This is a genomic window from Halorubrum halodurans (genome assembly GCF_002252985.1).
GTDB classification, from domain to species: Archaea; Halobacteriota; Halobacteria; order Halobacteriales; family Haloferacaceae; genus Halorubrum; species Halorubrum halodurans.
This window is the reverse complement of sequence record NZ_NHPJ01000095.1, coordinates 1-26,619: the sequence shown is the minus strand read 5'-3', so window position 1 is coordinate 26,619 and position 26,619 is coordinate 1. Positions and strand designations below refer to the sequence as shown.

At 69.4% G+C, this 26,619-nt stretch carries 23 protein-coding genes; 11 read left to right on the top strand and 12 right to left on the bottom strand.

All coding sequences use genetic code 11. The features are described 5' to 3' along the window. Positions 1-242: 242 nt before the first annotated feature. Both DJ70_RS10555 and DJ70_RS10550 read right to left on the bottom strand, forming a co-directional pair. Positions 243-1,883, bottom strand: a complete 1,641-nt coding sequence (locus tag DJ70_RS10555) for a GMC family oxidoreductase (RefSeq protein WP_094532803.1) — start codon at positions 1,881-1,883, stop codon at positions 243-245. Beyond that, positions 1,880-2,440 carry a gluconate 2-dehydrogenase subunit 3 family protein gene (locus DJ70_RS10550; RefSeq protein ID WP_094532801.1) on the bottom strand — a complete coding sequence of 187 codons (561 nt, stop codon included), beginning with the start codon at positions 2,438-2,440 and terminating at the stop codon, positions 1,880-1,882. The genes DJ70_RS10555 and DJ70_RS10550 overlap by 4 nt, the downstream gene beginning before the upstream one ends. 117 nt (positions 2,441-2,557) lie before the next feature. On the opposite strand from DJ70_RS10550, the gene DJ70_RS10545 reads away from it, so the two are divergent. From DJ70_RS10545 to prf1, 6 genes are all read left to right on the top strand, one after another. Beyond that, the gene (locus DJ70_RS10545; protein ID WP_094532799.1) at positions 2,558-4,165 is read left to right on the top strand and encodes an ABC transporter permease; all 1,608 of its coding nucleotides are present in this window, start codon (positions 2,558-2,560) and stop codon (positions 4,163-4,165) included. A gap of 629 nt (positions 4,166-4,794) precedes the next feature. Further along, entirely contained in the window at positions 4,795-5,340 is a 546-nt protein-coding gene (locus DJ70_RS10540; RefSeq protein WP_094532797.1) for a hypothetical protein, read from the top strand. Positions 5,341-5,437: 97 nt separating this feature from the next. Beyond that, positions 5,438-6,373: an NAD-dependent epimerase/dehydratase family protein gene (locus tag DJ70_RS10535; RefSeq protein ID WP_094532795.1), complete on the top strand. Its 936-nt coding sequence runs from the start codon at positions 5,438-5,440 to the stop codon at positions 6,371-6,373. A 58-nt stretch (positions 6,374-6,431) separates the two neighbouring features. Beyond that, positions 6,432-6,830, top strand: a complete 399-nt coding sequence (locus DJ70_RS10530) for a hypothetical protein (protein ID WP_094532793.1) — start codon at positions 6,432-6,434, stop codon at positions 6,828-6,830. A 91-nt stretch (positions 6,831-6,921) separates the two neighbouring features. Further along, positions 6,922-8,721 (top strand): arginine--tRNA ligase, encoded by a 1,800-nt coding sequence (gene argS, locus DJ70_RS10525; protein WP_094532791.1) that lies wholly within the window; start codon positions 6,922-6,924, stop codon positions 8,719-8,721. A 111-nt stretch (positions 8,722-8,832) separates the two neighbouring features. After that, on the top strand, positions 8,833-10,083 hold the full coding sequence (gene prf1, locus DJ70_RS10520; protein WP_094532789.1) for a peptide chain release factor aRF-1: 1,251 nt from the start codon (positions 8,833-8,835) through the stop codon (positions 10,081-10,083). A 30-nt stretch (positions 10,084-10,113) separates the two neighbouring features. Here prf1 and DJ70_RS10515 read toward each other — a convergent pair whose 3' ends face one another. Next, positions 10,114-10,554, bottom strand: a complete 441-nt coding sequence (locus DJ70_RS10515; RefSeq protein ID WP_066412510.1) for a metal-dependent transcriptional regulator — start codon at positions 10,552-10,554, stop codon at positions 10,114-10,116. A gap of 61 nt (positions 10,555-10,615) precedes the next feature. Beyond that, positions 10,616-11,101 (bottom strand): rubrerythrin, encoded by a 486-nt coding sequence (locus tag DJ70_RS10510; protein ID WP_094532824.1) that lies wholly within the window; start codon positions 11,099-11,101, stop codon positions 10,616-10,618. A gap of 118 nt (positions 11,102-11,219) precedes the next feature. On the opposite strand from DJ70_RS10510, the gene DJ70_RS10505 reads away from it, so the two are divergent. Beyond that, entirely contained in the window at positions 11,220-12,560 is a 1,341-nt protein-coding gene (locus DJ70_RS10505; RefSeq protein ID WP_094532787.1) for an aminotransferase family protein, read from the top strand. Positions 12,561-12,596: 36 nt separating this feature from the next. Here the strand turns inward: DJ70_RS10505 and sufD are convergent, their stop codons facing one another. The 4 genes from sufD to DJ70_RS10485 all read right to left on the bottom strand — a co-directional run bounded on the left by sufD (position 12,597) and on the right by DJ70_RS10485 (position 19,108). Then, the gene (sufD, locus tag DJ70_RS10500) at positions 12,597-13,814 is read right to left on the bottom strand and encodes a Fe-S cluster assembly protein SufD (RefSeq protein ID WP_094532785.1); all 1,218 of its coding nucleotides are present in this window, start codon (positions 13,812-13,814) and stop codon (positions 12,597-12,599) included. A gap of 1 nt (position 13,815) precedes the next feature. Continuing rightward, positions 13,816-15,243, bottom strand: coding sequence for a Fe-S cluster assembly protein SufB (gene sufB / locus DJ70_RS10495; protein WP_094532783.1), 1,428 nt, complete (start codon positions 15,241-15,243; stop codon positions 13,816-13,818). Positions 15,244-15,295: 52 nt separating this feature from the next. Further along, on the bottom strand, positions 15,296-16,210 hold the full coding sequence (locus tag DJ70_RS10490) for an ABC transporter ATP-binding protein (RefSeq protein ID WP_094532781.1): 915 nt from the start codon (positions 16,208-16,210) through the stop codon (positions 15,296-15,298). A 123-nt stretch (positions 16,211-16,333) separates the two neighbouring features. After that, complete coding sequence (locus DJ70_RS10485) at positions 16,334-19,108, bottom strand: DNA-directed DNA polymerase (protein WP_094532779.1); 2,775 nt, start codon at positions 19,106-19,108, stop codon at positions 16,334-16,336. A 164-nt stretch (positions 19,109-19,272) separates the two neighbouring features. Between DJ70_RS10485 and DJ70_RS17425 the strand changes: the two genes are divergently transcribed. From DJ70_RS17425 to DJ70_RS10475, 3 genes are all read left to right on the top strand, one after another. Further along, positions 19,273-19,446 (top strand): DUF7331 family protein, encoded by a 174-nt coding sequence (locus tag DJ70_RS17425; protein ID WP_179234034.1) that lies wholly within the window; start codon positions 19,273-19,275, stop codon positions 19,444-19,446. A gap of 93 nt (positions 19,447-19,539) precedes the next feature. Continuing rightward, positions 19,540-19,968, top strand: coding sequence for a DUF7322 domain-containing protein (locus DJ70_RS10480; protein WP_094532777.1), 429 nt, complete (start codon positions 19,540-19,542; stop codon positions 19,966-19,968). Positions 19,969-19,994: 26 nt separating this feature from the next. Then, positions 19,995-20,459: a DUF7346 family protein gene (locus DJ70_RS10475; protein ID WP_094532775.1), complete on the top strand. Its 465-nt coding sequence runs from the start codon at positions 19,995-19,997 to the stop codon at positions 20,457-20,459. Between the two features lie 198 nt (positions 20,460-20,657). Here DJ70_RS10475 and rad50 read toward each other — a convergent pair whose 3' ends face one another. From rad50 to DJ70_RS10455, 4 genes are all read right to left on the bottom strand, one after another. Further along, positions 20,658-23,351, bottom strand: coding sequence for a DNA double-strand break repair ATPase Rad50 (rad50, locus tag DJ70_RS10470; RefSeq protein ID WP_094532773.1), 2,694 nt, complete (start codon positions 23,349-23,351; stop codon positions 20,658-20,660). After that, on the bottom strand, positions 23,348-24,670 hold the full coding sequence (gene mre11, locus DJ70_RS10465; RefSeq protein ID WP_094532771.1) for a DNA double-strand break repair protein Mre11: 1,323 nt from the start codon (positions 24,668-24,670) through the stop codon (positions 23,348-23,350). Before mre11 ends, rad50 begins: the two co-directional genes overlap by 4 nt. After that, positions 24,667-25,008 carry a hypothetical protein gene (locus DJ70_RS10460; protein ID WP_094532769.1) on the bottom strand — a complete coding sequence of 114 codons (342 nt, stop codon included), beginning with the start codon at positions 25,006-25,008 and terminating at the stop codon, positions 24,667-24,669. The genes mre11 and DJ70_RS10460 overlap by 4 nt, the downstream gene beginning before the upstream one ends. An 88-nt stretch (positions 25,009-25,096) precedes the next feature. After that, positions 25,097-25,360 carry a MarR family transcriptional regulator gene (locus DJ70_RS10455; RefSeq protein ID WP_094532767.1) on the bottom strand — a complete coding sequence of 88 codons (264 nt, stop codon included), beginning with the start codon at positions 25,358-25,360 and terminating at the stop codon, positions 25,097-25,099. A 139-nt stretch (positions 25,361-25,499) separates the two neighbouring features. Here DJ70_RS10455 and pan1 point away from each other — a divergent pair. Beyond that, positions 25,500-26,619: proteasome-activating nucleotidase Pan1 (gene pan1 / locus DJ70_RS10450; RefSeq protein WP_094532765.1), on the top strand; the 1,120-nt coding region annotated here is incomplete at its 3' end.

Below are 26,619 nucleotides of genomic sequence, written 5' to 3'. Positions count from 1 at the left end.
GTGTACTCGCCGGCGTCGGCGCTCACCGCGTCGTCGGTCGCTGTCGGCCCGTCGATCGAGTCCGTCCCGTCGGCCGAACCCGCCTCGTCGGTCGCGTCCGCGTCGAACGCGCTCGCCGCCCCGTTCGTCGTGTGCGCTGAGTCGCTCATTATCCACAGCTCACGTCGCACGCACTTGAATTTTTAGGTTTGCCTAAAACAACTGTGCGGTGGCGTTACACGCCCACGCCCGGCGCGGCCGCCTCACGCCCCGGAGAGCCGGGCGTCCACGTCGTCGGCGACGCGGAGCGCGAGCGCGGCGATGGTGAGCGTGGGGTTCATCGCGCCGCTCGTGGGGAAGACGGAGCTGGAGGCGATCCAGCAGTTCTCCAGGTCGTGGGTGCGGCAGTCGGCGTCGACGACGCCTCGCTCGGGATCGTCGCTCATCCGCGTCGTGCCCATGTGGTGGTAGGCGGGACCGGTCGCGTCCGGGCCGGCGACCCACTCCACCTCCGCGCCGAGCTCCTCCAAGATCGCCACCTGGATCTCGTTCGCGCGCTCGATCGTGTCGAGCGCGCGGTCGCCCACGGTCCACTCGATCCGCGGGACCGGGTTGCCGTGGTCGTCGGTGCGGTCCTCCGCGAGCGCCACGCGGCTGTCGGCCTGCGGGACCTGTTCGACGAGTCCGCCCATCGCGACGTGGTTGCCGTATCCGTCGCGCAGCCGCTCCAGGAGGGGGTCGCCCCAGTCCTCGCCCGACAGCGCCATCTCCACCGGCGAGGGGCCGGCGTAGTTGAAGAACTCCAGTTTGAACGGGGCCTGCGTCTCGTCGGCCTCGTCGTAGAACTGGTCGCACGCGCTCGTGTAGAAGCCGACGTGGTTCTGCCGGGTCGGCTCGTCGAGCGTGCCGCCCGCGCCCGCGAACAGGTGGTCCATGAAGAACTCGCCGACGTGGCCGCTGGAGTTCGCGAGCCCGCTCGGGTGGCGGTCGGAAGCGGAGAGCAGGAGGAGCCGCGGCGTCTCCACGCCGCCGGCGGCGACGACGAAGGCGTCCGCCTCCTGCCTGTGCTCCTCGCCGTCCGGCGTCGCGTAGACCGCGGCGGTCACCCGATCCTCCTCGTCGTGCTCCAGCGTTCCGACGCTCGCGCGGTCGATGACGGTCGCGCCCTTCCCCTCGGCGCGCTCGACGTGGACGGTCGCGTCGTATTTGCCCCCCGAGGGACAGACGGGCTGGCAGGTGCCGTAGCCGACGCAGGCCGACCGGTCGTCGTACGGCTCGGAGTTGCGCGCGTTCGGCACGGAGTGCATGTCGATCCCCAGCTCCTCGCAGGCCTCGGCGAACAGCGAGTCGCTGTAGGAGGGTTCGAACGCGGGCATCGGGTGCGGCTCCTCGCGGGGCGGCGCGTACGGGTTGTCCGACGCGCCCGCGACGCCGAGCTCGCGCTCGGCGTCGGCGTAGTAGGGCCGCAGGTCGGCGTAGTCTATCGGCCAGTCCGTCCCCACCCCCCGCTCGCTCCCGGAGTTGAAGTCGTCCTCGTGGAGGCGCATCACCATCCCCTGCCAGTGGAGCGTCGACCCGCCGACGCCCTTCACGCGGGCGTGGTTGAGCGGATACCCCCGCTCGCCCGCGTTCTCGTAGGCGTCCCGCTCGCCGCCGACGCCCCACACGTCCGGGCGGCCGTAGAAGGGGCGGATCGCCCGCTCCTGTCTGGCGAGCCGGTCCGCGGGGTCGAACCGCGGCCCCGCGTCGAGCACCACGACCTCGTGATCGGCGGCCAGGCGGTCGGCGACCAGCGCGCCCGCCGGCCCGGCCCCCACGATACAGACGTCCGCGTTCGGGACCGGCGTGCGGTCGACGTCCTCGCCGGCGGCTCCCTCGTTCCCCAGGCTCTCGGCGCCGCTCACGGCGGCCCCCGCGTGTAGCTTTCGGCCCCGCCGGCGTACCCCTGCGGGTTCTCGATGCCGACGAGTTCGCCCCCGGTCGGCGAGGCGTACAGCGCGAGCAGGAGCTCGTTGACGACGTAGTACCGCACCCGCTCCGCGGTCGTGCCGTGCGGGTGCTCCTCGGCGGTGTCCGTGCCGAGTCCGCGCAGCAACTCGTCGCGGTCCGCCACCGGGAGGTCGGCGACGGGGGCGTCGTACCACGACCGTGCCGTCGACTCGAGCTCGGCGACCGCCGCCCGGATCCCCTCGCCGTGTGCCGACCCGTCGAGCCGACCGTCGAGGAAGCCGCCGACGAACGCGTCGATCCCCGAGACCGCCTCGGGGTAGACCGCCGCCGCGGTCGCGGCCATCGTCTCGCGGACCGCCTCGTCGTCGGGAAGCTCCTCCGCGCCGTCGACGGCTCCGTCCGCCCCGTCGCCCGCCCCCGCGTCGGTCGTCCGACGGACGCCGAGCGCGACGCCGCCCGTCGCGCCGATCGCGGCCAGCGCGGCCGTCGCGTCGCGTCGCGTCAGTTCCATGGAAGCTTTTAGGTGGCCCTAAATCCTTATATCCGTCGGAGCGCGTTCGCCGGACGATCGGAACCACTAACGCCGGGCGCGTCCTCGATCGGAGGGAACGCCTCCGCCTCCCGCACAATGACCCTGCGACACCGGATCCGCGACCGCCTGACCGACGGCGACGACCGACTCCCGCTCGGACTGACGCTTCTGTGTGCGGCGATCGCCGCGACGCTCGTGTTCCCGCTGGCGTGGCTCGTCATCGAGGCGGCCGCGGTCGAGCGGGCGCGCGCGACCGACCTCGTGTTCAGCGCGGCCACCGCCGAGGTGCTCGCCAACAGCCTGCTGTTGATGGCCGGCGTCACCGGCCTCTCGATCGCGATCGGCGTCCCGCTCGCGTACCTCACCACCCGGACCGACCTCCCGTTCCGGCGGTTCTGGTCGATCGCCGCCGCGCTTCCCCTCGTGGTGCCGAGCTACGTCGGCGCCTTCTCGTTCGTCTCCGCGTTCGGGCCGCAGGGCGAGTTTCACGAGGTGCTCGCGCCGCTCGGCGTCGCGCGCGTGCCCGAGGTCAGCGGACTCTCCGGCTCGATCCTCGTCATCACGCTGTACACGTACCCGTACGTCTACCTGACGACCCGAGCCGCGCTGCTGTCGTTCGACACGACGCTCCTGGAGGCCGCGCGCACGCTGAACCACGGCCGCCTCGCGGCGTTCCGCCGGGTGACGCTCCCGACGATCCGGCCGGCGATCGCCGCCGGCTCGCTGCTCGCGGCGCTGTACGCGGTCTCCGACTTCGGCACGCCCTCCATCATGCGGCTCCCCGTGTTCACCCGGCAGATCTACGTCGAGTACAACGCGTTCGGCCGCGACTACGCCGCCCTGCTCTCCTTACAGCTGCTCGTCGTCGTGCTCCTCGTGCTCGCGCTGGAGTGGGCCGTCCGCTCGGACCGGAACGCGAGCGGCGACGACGCGGGACGGACGGACGACCGGGTGTCGCTCGGCCGGCTGCGCTGGCCGGCGACGCTGCTGCCGGCCGGCGTCTCCGGGTTCGCGCTGCTCGTGCCCCTGTGGATCCTCGGGCTGTGGCTGGTCCGCTCGGAGGCGGGCCGCCGGCCGTCGATGGCGTTCGAGCCGGTACAGGTGCTCAACTCGGTGTCCGTCTCCGCGGCGGCGGCCGTCGTCGCCGCGCTGGCCGCGATCCCCGTCGCGTACTTCGCCGCGAACCACGAGTCGCCGCTCGCGACCGTCTTCGAGCGGGCGACGTACGTCGGGTTCGCGGTTCCGGGGATCGTGCTGGCGCTCGCGTTGGTCTACTTCGGCTCCGGCTACGTGCCGTGGCTCTACCAGACGCTTCCCCTCCTCGTGTTCGCGTACGTGGTCCGCTTCCTCCCGCAGGCCGTGGGGTCGACCCGGACGTCGATCCTCCAGGTCGACCGGCGGCTCGTCGAGGCGGGCCGCACGCTCGGGGAGTCGCCGACCGGCGCGTTCAGGCGCGTGACGTTCCCGCTCACGCGCTCGGGGATCGTCGCCGGCGCGGCCCTCGTGTTCCTCACGACGATGAAGGAGCTGCCCGTGACGCTCGTGCTCCGCCCCTCCGGGTTCGACACGATCGTCACGCAGATCTGGCGCGCACAGGCGACCGCCCTCTACCAGTACGCCGTCGTCCCGACGCTCATCCTGCTCGTCATCTCCGGGCTCTCGATGGTCGTCATCCTCGCACAGGAGGGCGAGGAGGGGATCTGAGGCGTCCGGAGTCGAGCCCGCGTCCCACCACCGTCCGCCGCGGTCTCGCCCCCCGTCGATGACCCCGACGAGCTTCTCGATCCTCACCGTTCAGCACGAACCGGGAAGCGAGCGACCGTACGAGCGGTGGCGTCGCCGGCGGCGGAGCCGCCGGCTGCCGGAGAACTTTCGATTCTCGCTGGACGCTGCGAGCGCGTGGAACGCGCGAGCAGCGAGGCTGGGAAGGCGTGAGGGACGGGGCGGTCGCGGGACGACGGCGCCCGAAGGGACGATCGCGATCCCCGCGAGCGCAAGCGAGCGGGAAGTCGAGAGGCGAGGTCTCTCGGAAGGACGAAGCGCGGCGACGTAAGGACCGCAGCGACGAAGCGCCGAGCGACTGGGACTTCGGAAGCTTTCATCCACGGCGGCAACGACGGCTTCCCGCCCACCGCTAACGCTCGAGACATGATGCTCATTTCACGAGAGACCTTGTCGGAAGGATCCGATCTCGTCGGATCTACACACATGTATTTGTGACAACCAAACCACTTATGGATCCGATACCACACGGTCGATCCGCCACTGAGCGATCCGACATGTCACTTGCCGACGCACACAGACCGTCGACACGTCGTGAGCGGTACCGTCTGATGGCCGACGCCGCGAGCCGACCGTTCGCGGTCGGCGCGGTCGCGGTCCCCCTCCTCCTGCCCGTCCTCGGCTACCTCTCCGGCGACGTCCGGGCGATGTTCACCGTCCACCTCTTCTTGGGCGCGTTCTGGTTCGGCACCGCGGTGCTCGGCGCGGTCGTGTTGGGTCCCGTGATGGGATCGCTCTCGGAGGAGGCGAACGCCGAGTTCGCGGCGGGGTTCGTCCCGCGGATGAACCTCCTCATGGAGCCGATCTCGCTCGGGGTCGTCGGCTCCGGGGTCGGGCTCGCCGCCATGATGGGGCTTCTGGCCTCCCCCTCGCCGTCGCTGTGGGCGGCGCTCGTGCTCGCGGCCGCGCTGCTCGTGCTCGGGTTCGGCCCGCTCCACGCGTTCACCTCCGGGATGTTCGACGAGATCGCCGCCGACGACACCGACCACGAGCGGCTCGCCGAGTTGAACAAGAAGTACGGCATGTTGAGCATGGTCGAACTCCTCCTGATGATCGCCATCCTGGGGACGATGTCCGGGATCCGTTGGGGGTTCTGACGCGGCCGCCGAGCACGAGCGNNGGGGGTTCTGACGCGGCCGCCGAGCGCCGTCCGAATTCCACACGTACTTACCCGCCGCCCGCCCACGGACGCGCATGGATCTCGCCGATTCACGCGTGCTGGTCACGGGCGGGGCGGGGCTCGTCGGGAGCCACCTCGCCGCCACCCTCCTCGAGGCGGACGCGACCGTCCGCATCGCCGACGATCTCTCGAAGGGCGACCGCGACCGCGTCCCCGCGGCGGCCGAGTTCGTCGAGGCGGACGTGACCGACCCCGACGACGTCGCGGCGGTCGTCACCGCCGACCTCGACGTCGTCTTCCACTTCGCGGCGTACACGGACACGAACTACGATGACGACCGCGAGCTGTTCGAGGCGAACACCGAGATGACGTACAACGTCTTGGAGCGCATGCGCGAGGTCGGCGTCGACCGGGTCGCGTTCACCTCCTCGTCGACCGTCTACGGGGAGGCCCCCCGCCCGACGCCGGAGGACCACGCCCCGATGGAGCCGATCTCCATCTACGGCTCCTCGAAGCTCGCCGACGAGGCGCTGATCTCCACGTACGCCCACTCCTACGGGGTTCAGTCGTGGGTGTTCCGGTTCGCGAACATCGTCGGTCCCCACCAGCGCGGGAACGTGATCCCCGACTTCATCGAGAAGCTCGAGGCGGACCCGACCGAACTCGAGATCCTCGGCGACGGCCGCCAGGAGAAGTCGTACATGCACGTCACCGACTGCGTCGACGCGATCCGCCACGTCGTCGAGCACGCGGACGACGACCTCAACGTCTACAACCTCGGGACGCGGACGACGACCTCGGTCACCCGGATCGCGGACGTCGTGAGCGACGAGCTCGGCGTGGATCCGGAGTACAGCTACACCGGCGGCGACCGCGGCTGGACCGGCGACGTGCCGAAGATGCGCCTGTCGATCGAGAAACTCGCCGCCCTCGGCTGGGAGCCCTCGATCGAGAGCGACGAGGCGGTTCGCCGCGCCGCACGGCAGTTGATCGACGAGATCGTCGAGTGAGCGGACGCGTCCCCGCCCGTCGGAACGCCTCCGGTCGCGGTCGAACGATCCGGCGGTAATGGTCCCCGAAGCGTGGTATCCGGACCGCCCGCCGACGTGGACCGACGTGCTCGTCGGCGTCCTCGCCCTGCTCTGGATACCGATCAACCTCGGGTCGCTCCGGACGATCCACTGGGGTTGGGTGGGCGGCGGCGCGGCGATAGGCGTGGTTTCGGTCGGCCCGCTCGCCAACTCACGGGGCGGGAAACGGGTCGGCGCGTGGTTCCGGGCGATCGGCGTCGGGGGACGGCTCGCCGTCGTCCTCTCGTTCGCCGCGGCCGTCTGGATCGCGAGCAACCGGGTCGACGTCCCGAGCGAGATCGTCACCAGCGCCGCGGGCGGGTTCACCATCTCGTTGGTGCTGTTCCTTCTCGCGTATCTGATCCGTTGGGGCGAGGTCCGGAGGGGAGACGAGTAGTTGCCGTCGGTTTCGTTTCCCCGCGGGATCACGTCGATCCCTCCCGAGCCGCTTCGGAAGGCCCTTTTAATCCGCCGGTCGAACGGACGGTATGTTCAGACAGTTCCGGTCGGAGGTCGAGGCGGCGCTCTCCGACGCGCTCGCCGCCCTCGATCTCCCGACCGACGACCTCGGCATCGAACGCCCGCCGGACGAGATGGACGCGACGCTCGCCTCCAGCGTCGCCTTCCGCCTCGCGGGCGAGGTCGGCGACGCGCCGCCGAACGTCGCGAGCGAGGTCGCCGGGGCGGTCGACGTCGCCCCCTACGACTACCTCGTCTCCGTCGACACCGCCGGGCCGTACGTCAACTTCCACGTCGGGGATCGCTACCTCGCGGACACCCTCGCGGCCGCGGCCGGCGACGCCGAATACGGCGTCCTCCCCGACCGGGACACGAGCGTCGTCGTCGAGCACACGAGCGCGAACCCGACGGGGCCGGTCCACGTGGGCCGCGCCCGCAACCCGATCGTCGGCGACGCGGTCGCGAACCTCCTCGAGTACGCCGGCTACGACGTGGACCGCCACTACTACGTGAACGACGCGGGCCGCCAGATGGCGGTGTTCACGTGGGCCTACGAGACGTTCGACGAGTCCGACCTGGAGGAGGCGCCCGCCCGCGACCGCGCCGAGTACGACCTCGTGCGCTACTACCGCCGGGGGAACGCCTACCTCGAGGAGGCCGACGCCGACGCGGTCGAGGCCGCGGAGGCCGAGATCCGGTCGATACTCCAGGGGTTGGAGGCGGGCGACGAGGCGACCTACGAGCGCGTCGGCGAGGTCGTCGACGCGGTGCTCGGCGGCATGAAGGACTGTCTCGCCCGGCTGCCCGCGGAGTTCGACGAGTTCGTGAAGGAGACGCGGTTCATGCGCGACGGCTCGACCGACGACATCGCGGCGCGGCTCAAGGAGACGGAGCACGCCGTCTACGAGGAGGACGCCTGGCAGCTCGAGCTCGACGAGTGGGGGATCGACAAGAACCTCGTCTTCCTCCGGTCGGACGACACCAGCCTCTACACCACCCGCGACCTGGCCCACCACGAGTGGAAGTTCGACAACTACGACCGCGCCGTCACCGTGCTCGGCGAGGACCACAAGCTCCAGGCCGACCAGCTGGGGGCGGCCCTCGACCTGCTCGGCAACGACACCGACGCGCTCGGCCACGTCATCTACTCGTACGTCAACCTCCCCGACGGGAAGATGTCGACCCGGCGGGGGACCGGCGTCATGCTCGACGACCTCCTGGACGAGGCGATCGACCGCGCCCGCGAGGCGGTCGAGAGCCGGATGGACGACCGGATCCGTGACGACGACCTGACCGACGAGGACGTCGAGCGCATCGCCCACCAGGTGGGGATCGGCGCGGTGCGGTACGACATCGTCTCGAAACAGCCCGCGAAGGCGATCACCTTCGAGTGGGAGGAGGCGCTGGACTTCGAGGCGCAGTCCGCCCCGTTCGTCCAGTACGTCCACGCGCGCTGTTGCGGGATCCTCGACGAGGCCGCCGAGGCGGGGTTCGACGTCCCGGCGACGGGCGACGCGTCCGCCTCCGGCGACGCCTTCGACGCCGACGCCGCGGCCCTCGAGACCGACGAGGCCGAGGCGCTCCTCCGGGAGGTCGGGCGCTTCCCCGCCGTGATCGAGTCGGCCGCCGAGGACCTGGAGCCGCACACGATCGCGACGTTCACCCGCGAGTTCGCGGACGCGTACAACGCCTTCTACCGCGAGTGTCCGGTGGTGACCGCCGAGCGCGACGAGCTTCGGGACGCCCGGCTCGCGCTCGTCGCGGCCGCGCGCTACACGATGGCGAACGCGCTCGACGCGCTCGGCGTTTCCGCGCCCGAGTCGATGTAGGCGGGGGCGGATCCCGTCGCGAGCGCCGCCGTCCCCGGCCGATATCGCGGGCGTCTCGGGTCGACCCGGAGGTCAAAGGTTACTTACACGCACCACGCCGTAGTGGAGACAATGAGTAGCGACGCCCAGGAGGCGAGCGAGGACCGGCGGAAGTACGAGTTCCGCAAGGTCATCGAGGAGCTCAAGGACTTCGAGGGCTCCGGCACGCAGCTCGTCACCATCTACATCCCCGAAGACAAGCAGATCTCGGACGTGGTCGCCCACGTCACCCAGGAACACAGCGAGGCGTCCAACATCAAGTCCAAACAGACCCGGACGAACGTCCAGGACGCGCTGACGAGCATCAAGGACCGGCTCCGCTACTACGACACCTACCCGCCCGAGAACGGGATGGTGATCTTCTCGGGCGCGGTCGACTCCGGCGGCGGCCGCACGGAGATGGTCACGAAGACGCTCGAGTCGCCGCCGAACCCCGTCCAGTCGTTCCGGTACCACTGCGACTCCGCGTTCCTCACGGAGCCGCTCGAACACATGCTCGCGGACTCCGGGCTCTTCGGACTCATCGTGCTCGACAGGCGGGAGGCCAACGTCGGTTGGCTCAAAGGCAAGCGGGTCGAGCCCGTCAAGTCCGCCTCCTCGCTCGTCCCCGGCAAACAGCGGAAGGGCGGCCAGTCCGCCCAGCGGTTCGCCCGGCTCCGCCTCGAGGCCATCGACAACTTCTATCAGGAGGTCGCGGGGATGGCGAACGATCTCTTCGTCCCCGAGCGCCACGAGCTCGACGGCATCCTCGTCGGCGGCCCCTCGCCGACGAAGGACGAGTTCCTCGACGGCGACTACCTCCACCACGAGCTCCGGGACAAGGTGCTCGGCAAGTTCGACGTGGCCTACACCGACGAGTCCGGGCTGAAGGACCTCGTCGACGCCGGCAGCGAGGCCCTCTCCGATCAGGAGATCGTCGAGGACAAACGCCACATGGAGGAGTTCTTCGAGAACCTCCACACCGGCGAGGAGGCCACCTACGGCTTCCAACAGACCCGCCGGAACCTGATCATGGGCTCCGTCGACCGGCTGCTCATCTCCGAGGACCTCCGCTCGGACGTGGTCGTCTACGAGTGTCCCAACGGCCACGAGGAGTTCGAGGTCGTCGACTCGCGACACTCCACTCCCGACCACGAGTGTTCCGAGTGCGGCGAGGAGGCGGCGGTCGAGGAGCGCGAGGACGTCATCGAACACCTGATGGCGATCGCCGAACAGCGCGGGACCGACACCAAGTTCATCTCCACGGACTTCGAGAAGGGCGAACAGCTGCTCGACGCCTTCGGCGGGGTCGCGGGCATCCTCCGCTACTCGACCGGCGTGTAAAGCGCCGAAGCGCCGCCCGTTCTCGCCGTCCTACTGCTCCGGCTCCGCCGGCACCGCCGCGACCTCCAGACACGCGCAGGCGTCCGTCTCGGGGTCGAAACAGTCCGGACACTCGGGCTGGCGGTCGATGATCGTGTCGAGCCGGTCGGCGACCGTGTCGTCGATGACCGCCTCCAGCTCGTGGGCCTCCTCGCGGAACTCCTCGACGGCCAGCACGTTCGCGAGGAAGCGCTCGATGATACAGTAGGTCTGGAGCGCGTCGCGTGCCTTCACGATCCCGTCGTCGGTGAGCCGGACCCCCTTGTACTTCTCGTGTTCGGCGAGCCCGCGCTCCTCGAGCTTGCCGATCATCTCGTTGGCGCTCGCCGGGCTGACGCCGAGGGCGTCGGCGATCGACCCGGTCGAGGCGGGGCCGTCCTCCTGTTTCTGTACGACGTAGATCGTCTTGAGGTACTGGTCTGCGGTGTTCACGGTTCGCCTCCCTCCGTTGTCGTCGGCCTCCTCGGCCCGCTCGTCGGCTCGGTGCTCCGGCTCATCGCCGCTCCATGACCTCCGTGACCTCGCTTACGCCCTCGGCCTCCTCCTCGCGGATCGCCTCCAGGGTGTCGAGCAGCTCGTCGCGGTCGATCGAGAACTCGGCGTCCGACCCCTCGATCGCCCCGATGAGGTCGTCGTAGAACTTGTAGGCGGTCTCCTCGTTACACAGCTGGTCGTACAACACCCCGTCGAAGTCGTCCGGCTGCGTCCGCCCGTACCGCGCGTCGACGAGCGACTCGATCTCGTCGAACGGGACGCTGTCGACGCCGAGCCCCTCGATGAGCTCCTCCAACCGCGCGCGGTGCTCGGCGGACTCCTCGGCGGCGTCGGCGAGCAGGCTCTCGACCGCCTCGTCGAGCTCCGCGTCGAGGCTCTCGTAGTGGTGGTGGGCCCGCGCCTCGACGACCTCCTCCAACACGATCCCGATCTGTAGCAGTCTGGCGAGCTGGTCGTCGGAGGTGATCCGCTGGCTGACGCTCACCTCGACCACCCGTCGCCGTTCGATACGCCCGTTCGCATGGTGTCACGTCGGGGCCTCCCCGACTTAAGCGGTTCCCTCGGGGATCGATTTATGACGTCCACCCGCGAGGAGGGTTTCCATGGGCGTGTTCTACAAGTGGGGGGCGGGTCGAGACCCCGGCCATCCCGAGATCGTCGACGCGCACGGCTCGACGCTGGTGACCGCGGACGGCGACGAGATCGTCGACGCGGCCGCGGGCGCCGCGGTCGTCAACCTCGGCCACTCGCTCGAGGGCGTCGCCGACGCCATGGCCGAACAGGCCGAGCGGGTCGGCTACGTCTCGACGTCGCACTTCTCGACCCCGGCCGTCGAGTCGGTCGGCGGGAAGCTCGCCGCGATGACGCCGGGGTCGCTGAACGCCGCCTTCCTCGTCAACTCCGGCAGCGAGGCGATCGAGGCGGCGATCAAGCTCGCCCGCGACTACCACGTCGCCCGCGGCGAGCCCACCCGCGAGGCGGTGGTCGGTCGGTGGGCCTCCTACCACGGCGCGACGCTCGGCGCGCTCGCCGCCTCGGGCAACACCGCCCGCCGGACGACGTACGAGCCCTCGCTGCGGGACTGGCCGAAGATCGGCCCCGCGTACCCCTACCGCTGGGAGTACGAGGGATCCCCCGAGGAGCAGGCGGTCGCGGCCGCCCGCGAACTGGAGCGGCTCGTCCGTCGCCGCGGCCCCGAGACGGTCGCCGCGTTCGTCGCCGAACCGGTCGGCGGCTCGAGCATCCCCGCGACCCGTCCGCATCCCGCCTACTACCGCGAGATCCGGCGGATCTGTTCGGAGTACGGACTCCTCTTCGTCGCCGACGAGGTGATGGTCGGATTCGGCCGAACCGGGGAGTCGTTCGCCTGCGAGGGGCTCGGCGTCACGCCGGACCTGCTGGCGCTCGGCAAGGGGCTCTCCGCCGGCTACGCCCCGATAAGCGCGACGATGGTCGCCGACGGCGTCGCCGAGACGCTCGAGGACCACGACCATCCCTTCCAGCACGGCCACACCTACAGCGGGAACCCGATCTCGGCCGCGGTGGCCGACCGCGTGCTCGACCGCTACACGGCGGACCTGTTCGCGGCGGTTCGCCGCCGCGGACGGCGCCTCGAGACGACTCTGGAGCCGCTCGCCCGGAGTCGGATCGTCGGCGAGATCCGACGGGTCGGGCTCCAGATCGGGATCGAGTTCGTCGCCGACCGGGAGACGAAGGCCCCCTTCGATCCGGACGCCGACGTCGCCGACCGGGTCTACGACGCCGCGCTCGAGAACGGCGTGTACACGTATCCCGGCGGCGGCAGCGTCGACGGGCAGGCGGGCGACCACCTCATGCTCGCGCCACCGCTCACGGTCGACGACGACGCGATCGAGGCGATCGGCGAGGCCGTCGTCTCGGCCGTGAACCGGGTCGCCGACGAGGAGGGATACGAAACGACGTGATCTCCGGCGAAAAACCGGACCGACTCGTCGCGACCCCTACTGGAGCCGCTCGACGACGAGGTCCTCGACGTCCTCGCGGAACTCGTCGACCGCGATCTCCTCTAAGACGGGCACGAAGAAGCCCTCGACGAGCATGTTCCGGGCCGTCTTCGAGTCGATGGAACGGCTCTCCAGGTAGAACAGGTCCTCGGCGTCGACCTGGCCCACGGTCGCGGAGTGTGACGCCTCCGTGTCGTGGTTGTGGATGATCAGCTTCGGCGACGCGTCGGCCTCGGCGTCGTCCGACAGCATCAGCGTGTTCTCGCGCTGGTAGCTCGAGGTGCTCCACGCGTCCTCGCCGACGTCCTGGACGCCCTCGTACACCGAGCGCGCCACGTCGTCGAGCACGCCGCGCGTGACGAGGTCGGCCGTCGTGTGTTCGGCCTGGTGCCAGACGCGGGCGTTGACGTCGAAGTGCTGGTCCTCGCTGCCGAAGAACGTTCCGACGATCTGGCTCTCGGAGCCGTCGCCGTTGAGTTCGGTCTCGACGTCCGACCGGGTGAGCTTCGAGCCGAAGTTGCTCTCGATCCAGTCGATCGTGGCGTACGTGTCCGTGACGCCGCGTTTCAGCGAGTAGGTGTAGGTGTCGTCGTCGAGGTTCTGGAGCGAGCCGAACTGGACGTCGGCGTTCTCGCCGCCCACGACCTCGACGAGGTTCGAGAAGTAGCGGTCGCCCTCGACGTCGCCCGCCTCGCCCGACGCGATCGACTCGAGGATCGTCACCGACGACGACTCCTCGGCGACCACGAGCGTCTGGCTGAACAGCGAGCGGGAGTTCATCTCCGCGCGGACCTTCACGTCCTCGACGTCGACGCCCTCGGGGACGTAGACGAACGTGCCGGTGGTGAAAAGCGCCACCGACAGCGCCGTCAGGTAGTTGTGCTCGGGGTCGAGCACGCTCCCGAAGTGCTCCTCGAGGGTGTCGCCGTGCTCGTCGAACGCCTCGGTGAAGGGTGCCACGACGACCTCGTCGTCGCCGGCCGTCCGTTCCGTCGCGTCGGACTGGTTCAGGGGGTCGACGAGCGCCTCGAAGTCCAGCGCCTCGAGGTCGGTCCAGCGCCGGCCGGGCGTCTGGATGACGTCGGGCAGTTCGGCCGTCTCCAGCGCCTCGAGCGCGTCGAGCCGGGTCTCGAGGAGCCACTCGGGCTCGTCGCGTTCCTCCGCGATCCGTCGTACCGTGTCCTCCGAGAGGCTCTCGATTGCTTTCGTGCTCATGTTATCCGAGCGAACCCTCCATCTCCAGCTCGACGAGCCGGTTCAGCTCGACGGCGTACTCGATCGGCAGCTCTTCGGTGATCGGCTCGATGAACCCCGAGACGATCATCTGTTTGGCGTCGTCGTCGTCGAGACCGCGCGACTGGAGGTAGAAGATGTCCTCGTCGCCGATCTTCCCGACGGTCGCCTCGTGGGCGACGTCGACCTTCGACTCGTTGATCTCCATGTACGGCATGGTGTCGGAGGTCGACTCGTTGTCGAACATCAGCGCGTCACACTCGACGGCGGTCGAGGAGTCAGAAGCGCCGTCGGCGATGTGGACGAGCCCGCGGTAGTTGGTGCGGCCGCCGTCCTTCGAGATCGACTTCGACTCGATGGTCGATTTGGTCTCGGGCGCGTTGTGGTACACCTTCGCGCCGGTGTCGATGTCCTGGCCCTCGCCCGCGAAGGCGATGGTGATGTGGTTGTCGGAGGCGCCGCGGCCCTTCAGGATCGTCGAGGGGTACAGCATCGTCGCCTTCGACCCCATCGACCCCGAGATCCACTCCATGCGCCCGCCCTTCTCGGCGATGGCGCGCTTGGTGTTCAGGTTGTACGTGTTCTTCGACCAGTTCTGGACGGTCGAGTACTGGACGTGTGCGTCCTCGCCGACGAACACCTCGACGCCGCCGGAGTGGAGGTTGAACGCGGAGTACTTGGGTGCCGAACAGCCCTCGATGTAGTGGACCTCCGACCCCTCCTCGGCGATGATGAGCGTGTGCTCGAACTGGCCCATCCCCTCGGAGTTCATCCGGAAGTACGCCTGGATCGGCATCTCGACCGTGGTGTCCTCGGGGACGTACACGAACGAGCCGCCCGACCAGATGGCGCCGTGAAGCGCGGCGAACTTGTTGTCGCTCGGCGGCACGGCCTTCGTCATGAAGTACTCCTTGACGAGCTCCTCGTGCTCCTGGACCGCCTTGTCCATGTCACAGAAGACGACGCCCTTCTCCTCCCAGCGCTCCTGCATGTTCTGGTAGACGATCTCCGACTCGTACTGCGCGCCGACGCCGGAGAGGGCGTTCTTTTCGGCCTCGGGGATGCCCAGCTTGTCGAAGGTGTCCTTGATCTCCTCGGGGAGGTCCGTCCAGTCGTCGACGCCGCCGCGGACGTCGATATCGGGGCGGATGTACGGGACGATCTGGTCGATGTCGACCTCCGAGAGGTCCGGCGCCTCGGGCCAGTCGGTCGGCATCGGCATCGCCTTGAACTGCTCGAGCGCGCGCAGGCGGCGCTCGAGCATCCACTCCGGTTCGTCCTTGTCCTCCGAGATGACGCGGATCGTCTCCTCGGTGAGGCCCTTCTCGCTTCTGAAGGCGGACTTCTCCTCCTTCTTGAACTCGAAGCGGGCCTCGGTGTCGGTCTCCTTGAGGTGGTCTTGTGAACTCATGTCAGTTGTTTACGGCTCCGGTTGTATAGCGTTGGTGTGTAATCACTTTCAATTACGCCGTTCCGTAGGCGTCCTCGCGGACCCAGTCGTAGCCCTCGTCCTCGAGCTTCTCCGCGAGCTCCGGGCCGCCGCTTTTGGCGACCTCGCCGTCCAGCATTACGTGGACGTGGTCGGGCTCGACGTAGTCGAGGATGCGCTGGTAGTGGGTGATCTGGAGGATCCCGGTGCCCTGCTCGTCGCGGAGCGCGTTGATCCCCTTCGAGACGTCCTGGAGGCGGTCGATGTCGAGCCCGGAGTCGATCTCGTCGAGCACGGCGACCGCGGGTTCGAGCATCGCGGCCTGGAGCACCTCGTTCTGTTTCTTCTCGCCGCCGGAGAAGCCGGCGTTGAGGTACCGCTGCATGAACTTCTCGTCCATGTCGAGAAGCTCCATCTTCTCCGAGAGGATCTCCTGGAACTCGGCGACGCCGATCTCGCCGTCGTCGGCGGGCCCCTCCATCGGGGAGGTGTCGTAGCCCTCGTCGTCGGCGTCCGCCTCCTCGTCGTCCTCCTCCTCGAACAGCTCCTCGCGCTCGTCCGCCTTCGCGTTGAGCGCCTGCCGGAGGAAGTTCGTCATCGTGACGCCCTCGATCTCCGCGGGGTACTGGAACCCGAGGAAGATCCCGAGCGCGGCGCGCTCGTTGGGCTCGAGTTCGAGCAGCTCCCAGTGGTAGTCCTCGTCGTCGAGGTCGGCGTCGACGTCCGCCAGGTCGGCGTCGTCGAGGTGGAGCGCGACGCTCCCGTCCGTGACCTCGTAGGCGGGATGCCCGGCGATGACCTTCGCCAGCGTCGACTTGCCCGAGCCGTTCGGACCCATCAGCGCGTGGATCTCCCCGGACTCGACCTCGAGGTCGACGCCCCGAAGGATCCGTTCACCGCCCTCTTCGGCCACCCGTACGTGTAGGTCGCTGATCTCGAGAGTTGCCATGTGTAGGGTTCTGCCTCGTGGATGTACCGTGGGCGTTCTCGAGGTTAATAGTTACGGATATCCCGCCGAAAATCGTGAATTCGAGAATAATTCTTTCGAGAACGAAAACGTAGCTTCAGAAGATCACATGAACGAGCCGAGCCCGGTCTGCTCCTGGCCGGTCTTGACCTCCTCCCAGGAGGTGCCGAGCGCCTCGATGACCCGCTCGATCGGCCCCTTCAGCGTCTTCTCGAGCATCTTCTCCCAGTCGACCTCGAACTCCTCGGGGATCTGGTCCGCGTACTCGAAACAGATCACGTCCGGGTCGCGCTTGAACTCGCCGTAGAGCCCGTTGCGTTGGGGGTCGAGGCCCTCCTCGGTCTCCATCCGCTCCCAGAAGTCGGGGTGGACCTTCTCCAGGTAGAGCCGCTTGGGTTTCGACCCGCGCCCGAAGTTCGTCCCCAACAGCTCGTTGGCGTACTGTGCGCCCCGGACCTGTGCGGTCGGCGTCTCGTAGGCGTCGAGCCGCTTGCCGATCCCGCCGGGGATCCCGACCTCCTCGACGTCGACGTTCCCCGCGAGGAAGTCGTCGATGACCCCCGAGAGGTACGTCGTGATCGCCTCGAGGTCCTCGTCGATGTCGTCGCCGGTGACGATGGTCTCGATGACGTGCTGTTGGACCTCCTTCGTGATCCCCGCGATGTCCGAGCGCTTGTACTCGAAGCCCGTGATGTCGATGTCGTCGACGTCCTTCCCCTCCTTCCAGACGATGTGGCCCGCGTACCGCTTCTTCTTGCCCGCCTGGAAGAACCGCCGATAGAGCTTCTCGAACTCGATCTCGAAGCGGTGGGCGTCGGCGTTCAACTCCTCGCGCGCGAAGTCGTCGTAGCGGTCGTTGATGTGCTCTTGGATGTCGAAGGAGGTCTCGATGGCATTTTCTTTCGATAAATCACCAAGTGAAAGCATGACTGAGTCCGTGTCCCCATATGTAACTTCTCTGTCAAGCTCTTCGGTCACGCCGGCGGTGAAGTCGATCACTTCCCGGTTGGTCGAGGTGACGCCAGCGCTCATCTCGCGGTCGTACAGGCGGAACCGGTCCCATCCGAACACGCCGTATAAACTGTTCATCAGGACCTTGACGGCTCCCTGCTGACGGTCGTACTGTTCGTACGCCTCGGTTCCGGGGTCGTGTTCGTTCCGGAGCGCCTTCTTCTCCTCGCGCTCGTCGAGGAGCTCGTTCACCATCTCCCGGATGATGCCGTCCGGCTCCTTGCGGAAGTGGACGCCCGTCGGGGTTCGATACGTCTCGCCGTCGTACGCGTCCGGATCGACCTTCGTCTCCGGCGACGCGTTGATCGTCACCATCGACATGGGGTAGAGGCTCTTCAAGTCGAGCACGCTCACCATCTCGCGGACCCCGGAGATCGGGTCGAACACCGCGCCGCCCTCGAACTCCTCGGCCTCCTGTTGGCCCTTCGAGGGGAGCGCGAAGTTCCCGAACGCCATGTGGAGCACGTACATGTCGACCGCGTCCCCCGGCGTCGTCGCGTCCTCCAGCTTACAGCCGACGATCTTCCGGGCGTCGTCCCAGAAGGCGATCACGTCCTGCGCCCGGTCGATCTCGACGCAGAGCTCCACGTCGCGGATGCTGTACTCGAGCAGGCGCTCGGGGTCCTGCTCCCAGAGGTCGCCGATGTCGCCGGCGTACCGCTCCTTGCCGACGCCGAGTTCGCGCTCGCCCACGGCGTCCAGCCGGTACGACTCCAGTTCGGTGAACATCGTGCGCTTGTAGGCGTACAGCAGGTCGAAGACGACGCGACCCTTGACGTCGGGGCCGCCCCAGCCGGAGCGCCACACCTCGCCGATCCGGGAGAGCCGCTCGATCGAGAGGTCGTACTCGCTGCCGTCGTCGAGCACCTCCAGCCGGTCGAGGACGTAGGGGGCGTCGAAGTCCTCGAAGTTCCAGCCGGTGAGCACGTCGGGGTCGGTGTCGTCGAGGTACTCGACGAACGCGTCGAGCATCGCGGCCTCCTCCTCGAAGGTTCGCACGCGGAAGTCGAGGTCGGCGTCGGAGACGATCCCCTCGTAGTCGGGGAGGTCCTCCGGCGGCGGCACCTCGGCCTCCGGCGCGTCGTACAGCCAGACGACGTACTCGTCGTCGTAGGAGTCGTGGCTGGTGAGACAGACGATCGGCTCCTCGCCGTCCTCGGGGAACCCGCGGCGGTCGTCGACCTCGATGTCGAAGGTGTTCACCCGCATCTCGGCGTCGACGTCGGCGGGCTCGAGGTGCCCCTCGTGGACCTGGATCGTCCCCGCCCCGTCGTCGATCCGTCGCTCCTCGACGCGGATCCCGCCGTTGAGTCCGTTGTCGATCAGAAAGCGGTTGGGGAAGAGGATGTCCGCCTCGAAGGTGGTCTCGAAGTCGTCGCGGATGTTGCCCACGTCGCGCGGGGTCCGGGTGACGATCCGGGTGAGCGGCTCGCCGCGGATGCTCTCGTAGGGCTCGCCGTCCGCCCCCTCCTCGCGGGTGCCGATGACGACGTCGTACGCCTCGACGGGGTCGCTATCGAGCTCGGCGGTCGGGACGTAGAAGTACGGCTCGACGCCGAGCACGCGGAGGTGCTCCACCTCGTCGTCGCCGTCCGGGACCGGCCGGCGGCCGAACACGTGGACGACGGGGTACTCGTCGGTGCCGTACCCTTCGACCGCGTAGTCGATCTGGGTGATCATCAGCTCGACGGTCCCCGTCGAGTCCGGGAACTTCGCCTCGTCGACGTCGACGACGTCGCTGACGCGTCCGTGTCCGCCGCCGGCGACGACTTTCGCCTCCTCGGCGGCGAGGTCGTCGCGGGCGTCGTCGTCACCGCCCGCGTCCGATCCGGCGGGCGACGAGAAGTCCGAGAGCCCCGACTGAGTCATACGCTCCGTTCGGCGCACCCGGCTAAAAGAGCGGCGTTCGTCCCCCGACTCGACGCTCGGGCCGTCACGCTCGGGCGGCGACCGTGGAACCGGCTCGCGGGACCGGTCCGGTGAGTCTCACCCCCACGGAAAAGCCTATACCGTGTACCGACTTACCACGGTCCATGCCCTCGAACCCGCTTCGGGACGACGCGAGGCACCGCTCGGGCGACCACGGCGCGGCCGACGCCGAGGTGGAGGTGTACGAGGACGACGGCAACGTGGTGCTCTTCGAGGCGGAGAACCCGCTCGCGTGGGTCGAGGCCAGCCGAACGGTGCGACTCGCCGACGCGGCCTGAGCCGCGTCTCGGCGCGATTCCGACGCGTTTCGCCGCGCCTGCTCGCGGCCGCCGGACACAACCCCTTTGCCCCGCCGCCCCGTACCGGCGGACGTGTTCCCCTTCGACGAGGACGACGAGGGCGAGGTCTCCTTCGGGGAGAGCTCCGACGCCGAGCGCGAGATGACGCCGGAGATCCCCAAGGCACCCTCGGTCACGTCGTTCGACGACGACGGGGACTTCTCGGCCGCCGGCGACGTCGACGGCGGCACCCTCCGCGCGTTCGTCGTCGCCGTGATCTACGCGAACCTCGCCGTTCTCCTCGTCGCGCTCGGCCCGATGGTCTGGTACTTCGAGGGGTGGAGCCGGATCGGCGCCGCCCTGCTCGCCGCGGGCGTTCTCGCCGGGGTCCGCACCTACCAGACGTACCGTGCGTGGGATCGGTCGCGTGACGCGGACGAAGAGGACGAGGACGAAGCCGACGCCCTCACCGACGCCGATGCCGCGGACGACCCCGACCGGGATCGATCCCCGGAACCGTAATCCGTCCGGTCCCCCTTCTCCGATCCATGCGAACGGTTCGAGACGCGGACGGCGACACGTACCTCCTCGTGAAACGCTCCGGGGAGTCGAGCCGGATCCGCGACCCGGAGACGGGCGCGGAGCGGTACGTCGAGAACGCGACTCTCGAGGCGGTCGAGGGCGAGTCCCCGCTCGAGACCGCCTCGAGGGGGGTTCCGGAGCCCGTCCGTCGGACGATTCGGGCGGTCCACGACGACCGGACGCTCGGGCTGCTCGTCGAACTCGTCGACCGCGGACCGCTGTCGGTCCGCGAGCTCGTGGACGCCTACGACATGTGCGAGTCCGACCTCCACGGCCGGCTCGCGGAGTTCCGGGTCGCCGAGCTGATCGAGGAGGTCGACGTCGACGGGCGCCGGGGCTACGCGGCGACGCCGGTCGCCGAGGCGGCGGTTCGGCTGCTGCGCGGGGACGACGCGGGAGGGATCGACGTGGAAGCGGACGACGAGTCGTAGGAATCCGATCGAGCCCGACCGCGCCGCGATCGCACCGCAACCGCACCGCGACCGCACCTCACGCCTCCCCAACCTCGCCCTCGGCGACCCGCCGGATCCGCCGGCGGGCCGCCTCGGCCTCCCTCGCGCGAGCCGTTCGCGGCCACCGGCCGCTCACGGGCGCGCGCCACCGCGGACACATCGATCAAACCGACGGTCTCAGTCGTCCGCGAGCGACGCGACGTCGACCCCGGCGGCGTCCTCGCGAGTGACGGTCGAGCGGTTGGTCCGCGGGTCCTTCTCGACGGTCACGAGCTCGTCCGCGGCCCCCACCAGCTCGTCGTCGTGGCTCACGATCACGATCTGTTTCACGCCGAACCCGCGCATCTCCTCGACGAGGTCGACGAGCCGGGAGACGTGTCCGGAATCGAGGAAGACGGTCGGCTCGTCGAGGATCAACGGCGGCGTGGGCGCGGCCCCCTCTATCCCCTCCGCGAGCAGCCGGTAGATCGCACAGCGCAGCGAGAGATTGAACAGCGCCCGCTCGCCGCCCGAGAGCTGCTCGGGGTCGAGCGCCTCCCCGTCCTTCTGGTACACCGTGAGCGCGTACTCGCCGTCGAGCTCGATGTGCGAGTACGCGTCGTTGCCGTACACCAGCTCGAACGTCTCGTTGAGCGTGCGCTCGAGCTCCCGGACGTTGCGCTGGCGCAGCTCCGCGCGGAGGTCGCCGTAGGTCGCCTCCAGCTCCGTCGTCTCCTCGTGGAGCGACTCGAGCGCCGCGACCGTCTCGGCGAGCGACTCCCGTTCCTCGCGGAGCGCCTCCAGCGCCTCGATCTCGCCGCGCACTCCGCCGATCGCGTTCTGGAGCTCGGTCCGCCGCTCGTCGAGCCGGTCGAGCTCCTCGGCGACCTTCTCGAGGTACTCCTCGGCGTCCGCCTTCCGCTCGCGGGCCGCCTCGACCGCGGCCTCGTCGACCGCCTCGCGAAGCTCGTCGCGCCGCTCGCGCTTGTCCGCGAGCCGGTCGCGTCGCTCGTCGTTCACCGCCTCGAGGTCCGCACGCTTCTCGCGGCGGCGCTCGATCTCCGCCTCCAGATCCTCGATCTCCGCGAGCCGCTCCTCGACCGCGTCGACCGCGTCTCGGGCGTCCTCGACGCTCCCGAGAGCGTCCTCCAGCTCGTTCACGCGGTCCGCGGCGTCCCCTGCCGCCTCGCGTTTCTCCGACGCGACCTCGCGGGTCGAGGCGGCCTCCTCCCGCAGCTCCGCGGCCCGATCGCGCTTCTCCGCGGCGTCGTCCCGCTTCGAGTCGGCCGCCTCGCGCTTCTCCGCGACGCGCTCCTCGAGGGTCGCGGTCCGCTCGTCGATCGCGTCGAGCCGCTCGGCCGCCTCGACGAGCCCGTCCAGCGCCCCGACCCGGTCGTCGAGGTCGCTCGCCCGCTCGCGGGCGTCCGACAGCTCCGCCTCCAGCTCGGAGACCCGCTCGCGGTCCGCCTCGATCCCGGTCGCGTGCGGGGAGTCCTCGACGGGTTGGCCGCACTCGGGACACTTGCCGGCGGCGAGCAGCTCCTCGGCCTCCGCGACGCGCTCGCGGGCGTTCTTCAGCTCCGTCTCCAGCTCCGCGACGCGCTCGCGGGCCTCGCTCCGACGCTCCCGCAGCGCCTCGCGCCGCTCGGCGACGTTCTCGCGGTCGACGTCAGCGTCGCCCGTCTCGAACCGCTCGCGGAGCGTTTCGGCCTCCTCGCGGAGCTCCTCGATCGAGGCCTCCCGCTCGTCGGCCTCCCGCTCGGCCGCGTCGGCGGCCTCCTCGAGGTCGGCGGCGGCCTCCTCGAGGTCGGCGGCGCGCTCGGCGAGGTCCTCCGCCTTCGACGCGAGGTTCGTCGCCTGGTTGCGGAACGCCTCGGCGTTCACCCGTCGGTCGTCGAGCTCCTCGCGGATCGCCGCCTCCCGCTCGTCGAGCGCCTCCCGGCGTGCCGCGATCGCCTCGGCGGTCGCCGCGTCGAGCCCGGCGGCGTCGAGCCGCTCGTCGATCGCGGCCTCGACCGCCTCGATCCGCTCGCGGCTCTCCCGGATCGCCTCGCGATGCGTCTCGCGGTCGCGCTCCGTCTCGCGGATCGCCGTCTCGATCGTCTCGACGTCCGCCTCGACGTCCGCCAGCTCGGACCGCTTCTCCTCGTGGGTCGCGAGCGTCTCGGCCGCCGCCTCCCGCGTCTCCCTCGCGCGCTCCCGCTGGGTCTCGTAGCGGTCGACGTCGTCGTCCACCTCGGCGAGCTCGCTCTCGAGACCGTTGAGCCGCTCGTGGAGGTCCTCCGCCTCCTTCCGCTCGATCCGCGACTCCTTCTCCTCGAGGACGGCCCGCTTCGCGTTCAACACGTCCTCCACGCCGAGCCGGGCGTCGCCCGCGCGCTCGCGGTACTCCTCGAGCGTGCCGAGCTGGAGGAGGTCGTCTATCACGTCCTGCCGCTGGCTCGGCGTGGCGTTGATGAGCGCGTTCACCTCGCCCTGGCGGACGTACGCGCAGTTGACGAACGCGTCGGCGTCCATCCGGAGCAGCTCGGTCACGAACCGCCTCACCGCCGTCGCGCCGTCGCGCGTCGCGTCGCCGCCGGAGACGGTCTCGAGGGAACAGTCGTGGTCGACGCGGTCGTCGTATCGGCGGAGCCGCCGCTCGACGTGATACGAGACGTCGTCGTGGGTGAACCAGAGGTCGACCTCGGTCTCCTCCTCGCCGTTCGTGATCACGTCCTCGAGGGTGCCGTCGAGCGCCTTCGAGCCGTACAGCGCGAAGAAGCAGGCCTCGAGCAGCGACGACTTGCCGCTCCCGTTGATCCCGTGGATGACGGTGACGCCCTCCGAGAGCCGCAGGTCGGCGTCCCCGTACGGCTTGAAGTTCGTGAGCCGGATCCGGTCGAACCTCACAGGTAGTCCTCCATGGAGACCTGTCCGTCCGCCGGCGTGGACTGGTCGGGTCGGTCGTCGTCGGTCGGCTGCCCGTCGTCGATCGCGTCGTCGTCGCGTTCGGCCGTCCCCCCGCGGTCGGCGTCGTCGCCCCCTTCGGCCGCCTCCGTCGGGCAGTCAGGGTCGGCCTCGGACTCGCCCTCCCCGCCGTCGGCGCCGGCGAACGCGGCCGGGTCGTCGAGCCGCTCCTCGACGCGGTTCTTCACGATCTCGCGGACGTTCGCGTCGGCGATCGAGTCCGACCGGACCGCGTCGTCGACGTCGAGCGCGGCGGGCGAGAGCCCCATCTCGTCGATCCGCTCGCGGACGGCCGCCTCGGGGTCGGCGAAGCTCACGTCGACCTCCTCGTCGGTCTCGACCGTCCGCCGGTCGGTGACGCGCGCGACGAGCGCGCCCTCGGCGTCCGCGAACCCCTCGATCGCGGCCGGGGTGACCGGCTCGCCCTCGCCGGTTATCTCGACGAGCACGACGGCGTCGGCGAGGTCGTGCTCGCGAACCCGCTCGCGGACGCGTGTCTCGCCCTCCTCGGGTCCGAGTTCGACGCTCACGAAGACGAACTCCCGCGTATCGAGCGCGCGCCGCCGGATCTCCACGCGGTCGTCGCCGCCGACGGCCGCCTCGTCGAAGGTCACGAGGTTGTAGCCGCGTCCCTCGCGCTCGCTCGCGCTCGCGCGCTCGGTCGATCCGGGATAGGTGACCCACGTCCCCGCGACCTCGGCGCTGTCGGGGGTGTGGTTGTCGCCGAGGAGCATCGCGTCGAAGTCCACGTCGCTCTCCGCGAGGACGGTCTCCGTGTCCCAGTCGGCGTGCGCGAACGGCTCGAAGAGGCCGTGTGCGACGAGCGCCGCGTAGTCGGCGTCGTGCGGCTCGAAGGCGTACTCGAGCTCGTCGCGGCGGGAGACGGGAACGTGATCGAGGCCGTAGAAGGCGGCGTCGCCGACGACGGTCGGGGCGTCGCCGAGGCGGGTCGCGAGTCCGAGCCGCTCGAAGAGGTCGAGCCACTGGCCTCCCCGCGTCGACTCGTGGTTGCCCACGACGGCGAGGAACGGGATACCGGCGTCCGAGAGCCGCCGGAGGACGCCGATCGTCCCCATGAGGTCGGGGAGCTCGGGTCGGCGGTCGTGAAAGAGGTCGCCCGCGTGGACGACGGCGTCGACGTCGTCGTCGACCGCGTCGTCGACGACGGCCCCGAACGCGTCGAGGAAGTCCTGGCGTCTGACCGGCGAGTGGTACTGCTGGTACCCGACGTGGGTGTCGCCGGTGTGGATCACCCGTGTCATCGGCTCGACGGTTGGCCCGTGTCGGGTTTAGGGGTTCCGGGGCGGTCGGGTCCGCCGGGACGGTCCTCCGCCCCCGACGCGGCGGTCCGGTACCGCCGGTACGCCTCGAGCGCCTCGCGCCCGCGGGCGGCGAGGTCGGCGTCGCCGTCGCGGTCCGCCTCGTGCGCCGCCGTCTCGAGCCGGTCGAGCCCGACGGCCTCGACGAAGCCGGCCGCTCGGCGGAGATCGGTCCGGGCGGCGTCCGCCTCGGCTATCACCGCCGCGTACGGGCGGGTCGCGGTGTCCGTTCGGGTCGCGAGCGCGGCGAGCGCCCGTTTGACGTCGTCCGTCGAGACCATGCGACGGCTGGGTCGACATCGGGTTTAGACCCTCGGGGGCTCGCGGGCGGGAGCGCGGCCCCGGTCGGGCCGAGCGGCGAGCCGCCGATCAGACCGCCAGCGAGTACAGCCGCTTGCGGGCGTCGGTAAAGGAAAAGCGGGAGTCGATCACGTCCTCCTCCTCGAGCCGGGAGAGCGCGTACCGGACCGTCCGCGGCGGGAGCAGCGTCTCCTCGGCGAGCTGGCTCTGGGTCAGCGTGTCGTTGTAGTCGAGGACCTTCGCGACGAGCTTGGCGCTCGGCGGCAGGTCGCGAACGGCCTCCCAGCGGTCCGGGGCGTCCTCGTCGGCGGCGACGGCTTCCGTGGTGCTCATGCGTGACCGTCAATAGCTCATGCCGTTAAATAATATTTACTATCCTATTTTATTACTGTAGAGAATCATACGGGCGCTCGACGGATCTCGAGTGCCCCCACCCGAAGCCTCTTATCCGCGAGACGCTTTATTACGGACAATGAGCGACACCGTCGACGACGTCGACATGCCCTACGACGAGGGGTCGGCGTCGAGACAGGAGAAGATCGAGACGCTTCAGGAACGCTTGGAGGTCCTCGAGACGCAGAACGAGGAGATGCGCGACAAGCTCCTCGACGCCAACGCCGAGAACAACAAGTACCAACAGAAGCTCGAGCGACTCACTCACGAGAACAAGAAGCTCAAGCAATCGCCGCTGTTCGTGGCCACGGTCCAGGAGCTCACCGAGGACGGCGCGGTCATCAAACAGCACGGCAACAACCAGGAGGCGCTGACGGAGATCACGGAGGAGATGCGCGAGGAGATCGGCCCCGACGACCGGGTCGCGGTCAACAACTCGCTGTCCGTCGTCAAGAAGCTCGAGAAGGAGACGGACGTCCGCGCCCGCGTCATGCAGGTCGAACACTCCCCGGACGTCACCTACAACGACATCGGCGGGCTCGAGGACCAGATGCAGGAGGTCCGCGAGACCGTCGAGATGCCGCTCGAACGCCCCGAGATGTTCGAGGACGTCGGCATCCAGCCGCCGAGCGGCGTCCTGCTGTACGGCCCACCGGGGACCGGCAAGACGATGCTGGCGAAGGCGGTCGCCAACGAGACGGACGCCACCTTCATCAAGATGGCCGGCTCCGAGCTGGTCCACAAGTTCATCGGCGAGGGCGCGAAGCTCGTCCGCGACCTGTTCGAGGTCGCCCGCGAGAACCAGCCCGCCGTCCTCTTCATCGACGAGATCGACGCCATCGCCTCGAAGCGGACGGACTCGAAGACGAGCGGCGACGCCGAGGTCCAGCGGACGATGATGCAGCTGCTCTCGGAGATGGACGGCTTCGACGAGCGCGGCGAGGTCCGCATCATCGCCGCCACCAACCGCTTCGACATGCTCGACCCCGCGATCCTCCGCCCCGGTCGCTTCGACCGCCTCATCGAGGTGCCCAAACCCGACACCGCGGGCCGGGAGATCATCTTCCGGATCCACACCCGCAAGATGAACCTCGCCGACGGGATCGACTTCACCGAGCTCGCCGGCATGGTCGAGGACGCCTCCGGCGCCGACATCAAGGCGATCTGTACCGAGGCCGGGATGTTCGCGATCCGCGACG

Excerpts from the sequence above, each read along its gene's own strand:
- DJ70_RS10545 (WP_094532799.1), top strand. The coding sequence starts at position 2,558 with ATGACCCTGCGACACCGGATCCGCGACCGCCTGACCGACGGCGACGAC.
- DJ70_RS10455 (WP_094532767.1), bottom strand. The coding sequence starts at position 25,360 with ATGAGCACCACGGAAGCCGTCGCCGCCGACGAGGACGCCCCGGACCGC.
- DJ70_RS10505 (WP_094532787.1), top strand. The coding sequence starts at position 11,220 with ATGGGCGTGTTCTACAAGTGGGGGGCGGGTCGAGACCCCGGCCATCCC.
- DJ70_RS10475 (WP_094532775.1), top strand. The coding sequence starts at position 19,995 with ATGCGAACGGTTCGAGACGCGGACGGCGACACGTACCTCCTCGTGAAA.
- DJ70_RS17425 (WP_179234034.1), top strand. The coding sequence starts at position 19,273 with ATGCCCTCGAACCCGCTTCGGGACGACGCGAGGCACCGCTCGGGCGAC.
- DJ70_RS10530 (WP_094532793.1), top strand. The coding sequence starts at position 6,432 with ATGGTCCCCGAAGCGTGGTATCCGGACCGCCCGCCGACGTGGACCGAC.
- DJ70_RS10460 (WP_094532769.1), bottom strand. The coding sequence starts at position 25,008 with ATGGTCTCGACGGACGACGTCAAACGGGCGCTCGCCGCGCTCGCGACC.
- DJ70_RS10540 (WP_094532797.1), top strand. The coding sequence starts at position 4,795 with ATGGCCGACGCCGCGAGCCGACCGTTCGCGGTCGGCGCGGTCGCGGTC.
- sufD (WP_094532785.1), bottom strand. The coding sequence starts at position 13,814 with ATGAGCACGAAAGCAATCGAGAGCCTCTCGGAGGACACGGTACGACGG.
- argS (WP_094532791.1), top strand. The coding sequence starts at position 6,922 with ATGTTCAGACAGTTCCGGTCGGAGGTCGAGGCGGCGCTCTCCGACGCG.
- sufB (WP_094532783.1), bottom strand. The coding sequence starts at position 15,243 with ATGAGTTCACAAGACCACCTCAAGGAGACCGACACCGAGGCCCGCTTC.
- DJ70_RS10485 (WP_094532779.1), bottom strand. The coding sequence starts at position 19,108 with ATGACTCAGTCGGGGCTCTCGGACTTCTCGTCGCCCGCCGGATCGGAC.
- mre11 (WP_094532771.1), bottom strand. The coding sequence starts at position 24,670 with ATGACACGGGTGATCCACACCGGCGACACCCACGTCGGGTACCAGCAG.
- DJ70_RS10490 (WP_094532781.1), bottom strand. The coding sequence starts at position 16,210 with ATGGCAACTCTCGAGATCAGCGACCTACACGTACGGGTGGCCGAAGAG.
- DJ70_RS10535 (WP_094532795.1), top strand. The coding sequence starts at position 5,438 with ATGGATCTCGCCGATTCACGCGTGCTGGTCACGGGCGGGGCGGGGCTC.
- prf1 (WP_094532789.1), top strand. The coding sequence starts at position 8,833 with ATGAGTAGCGACGCCCAGGAGGCGAGCGAGGACCGGCGGAAGTACGAG.
- DJ70_RS10550 (WP_094532801.1), bottom strand. The coding sequence starts at position 2,440 with ATGGAACTGACGCGACGCGACGCGACGGCCGCGCTGGCCGCGATCGGC.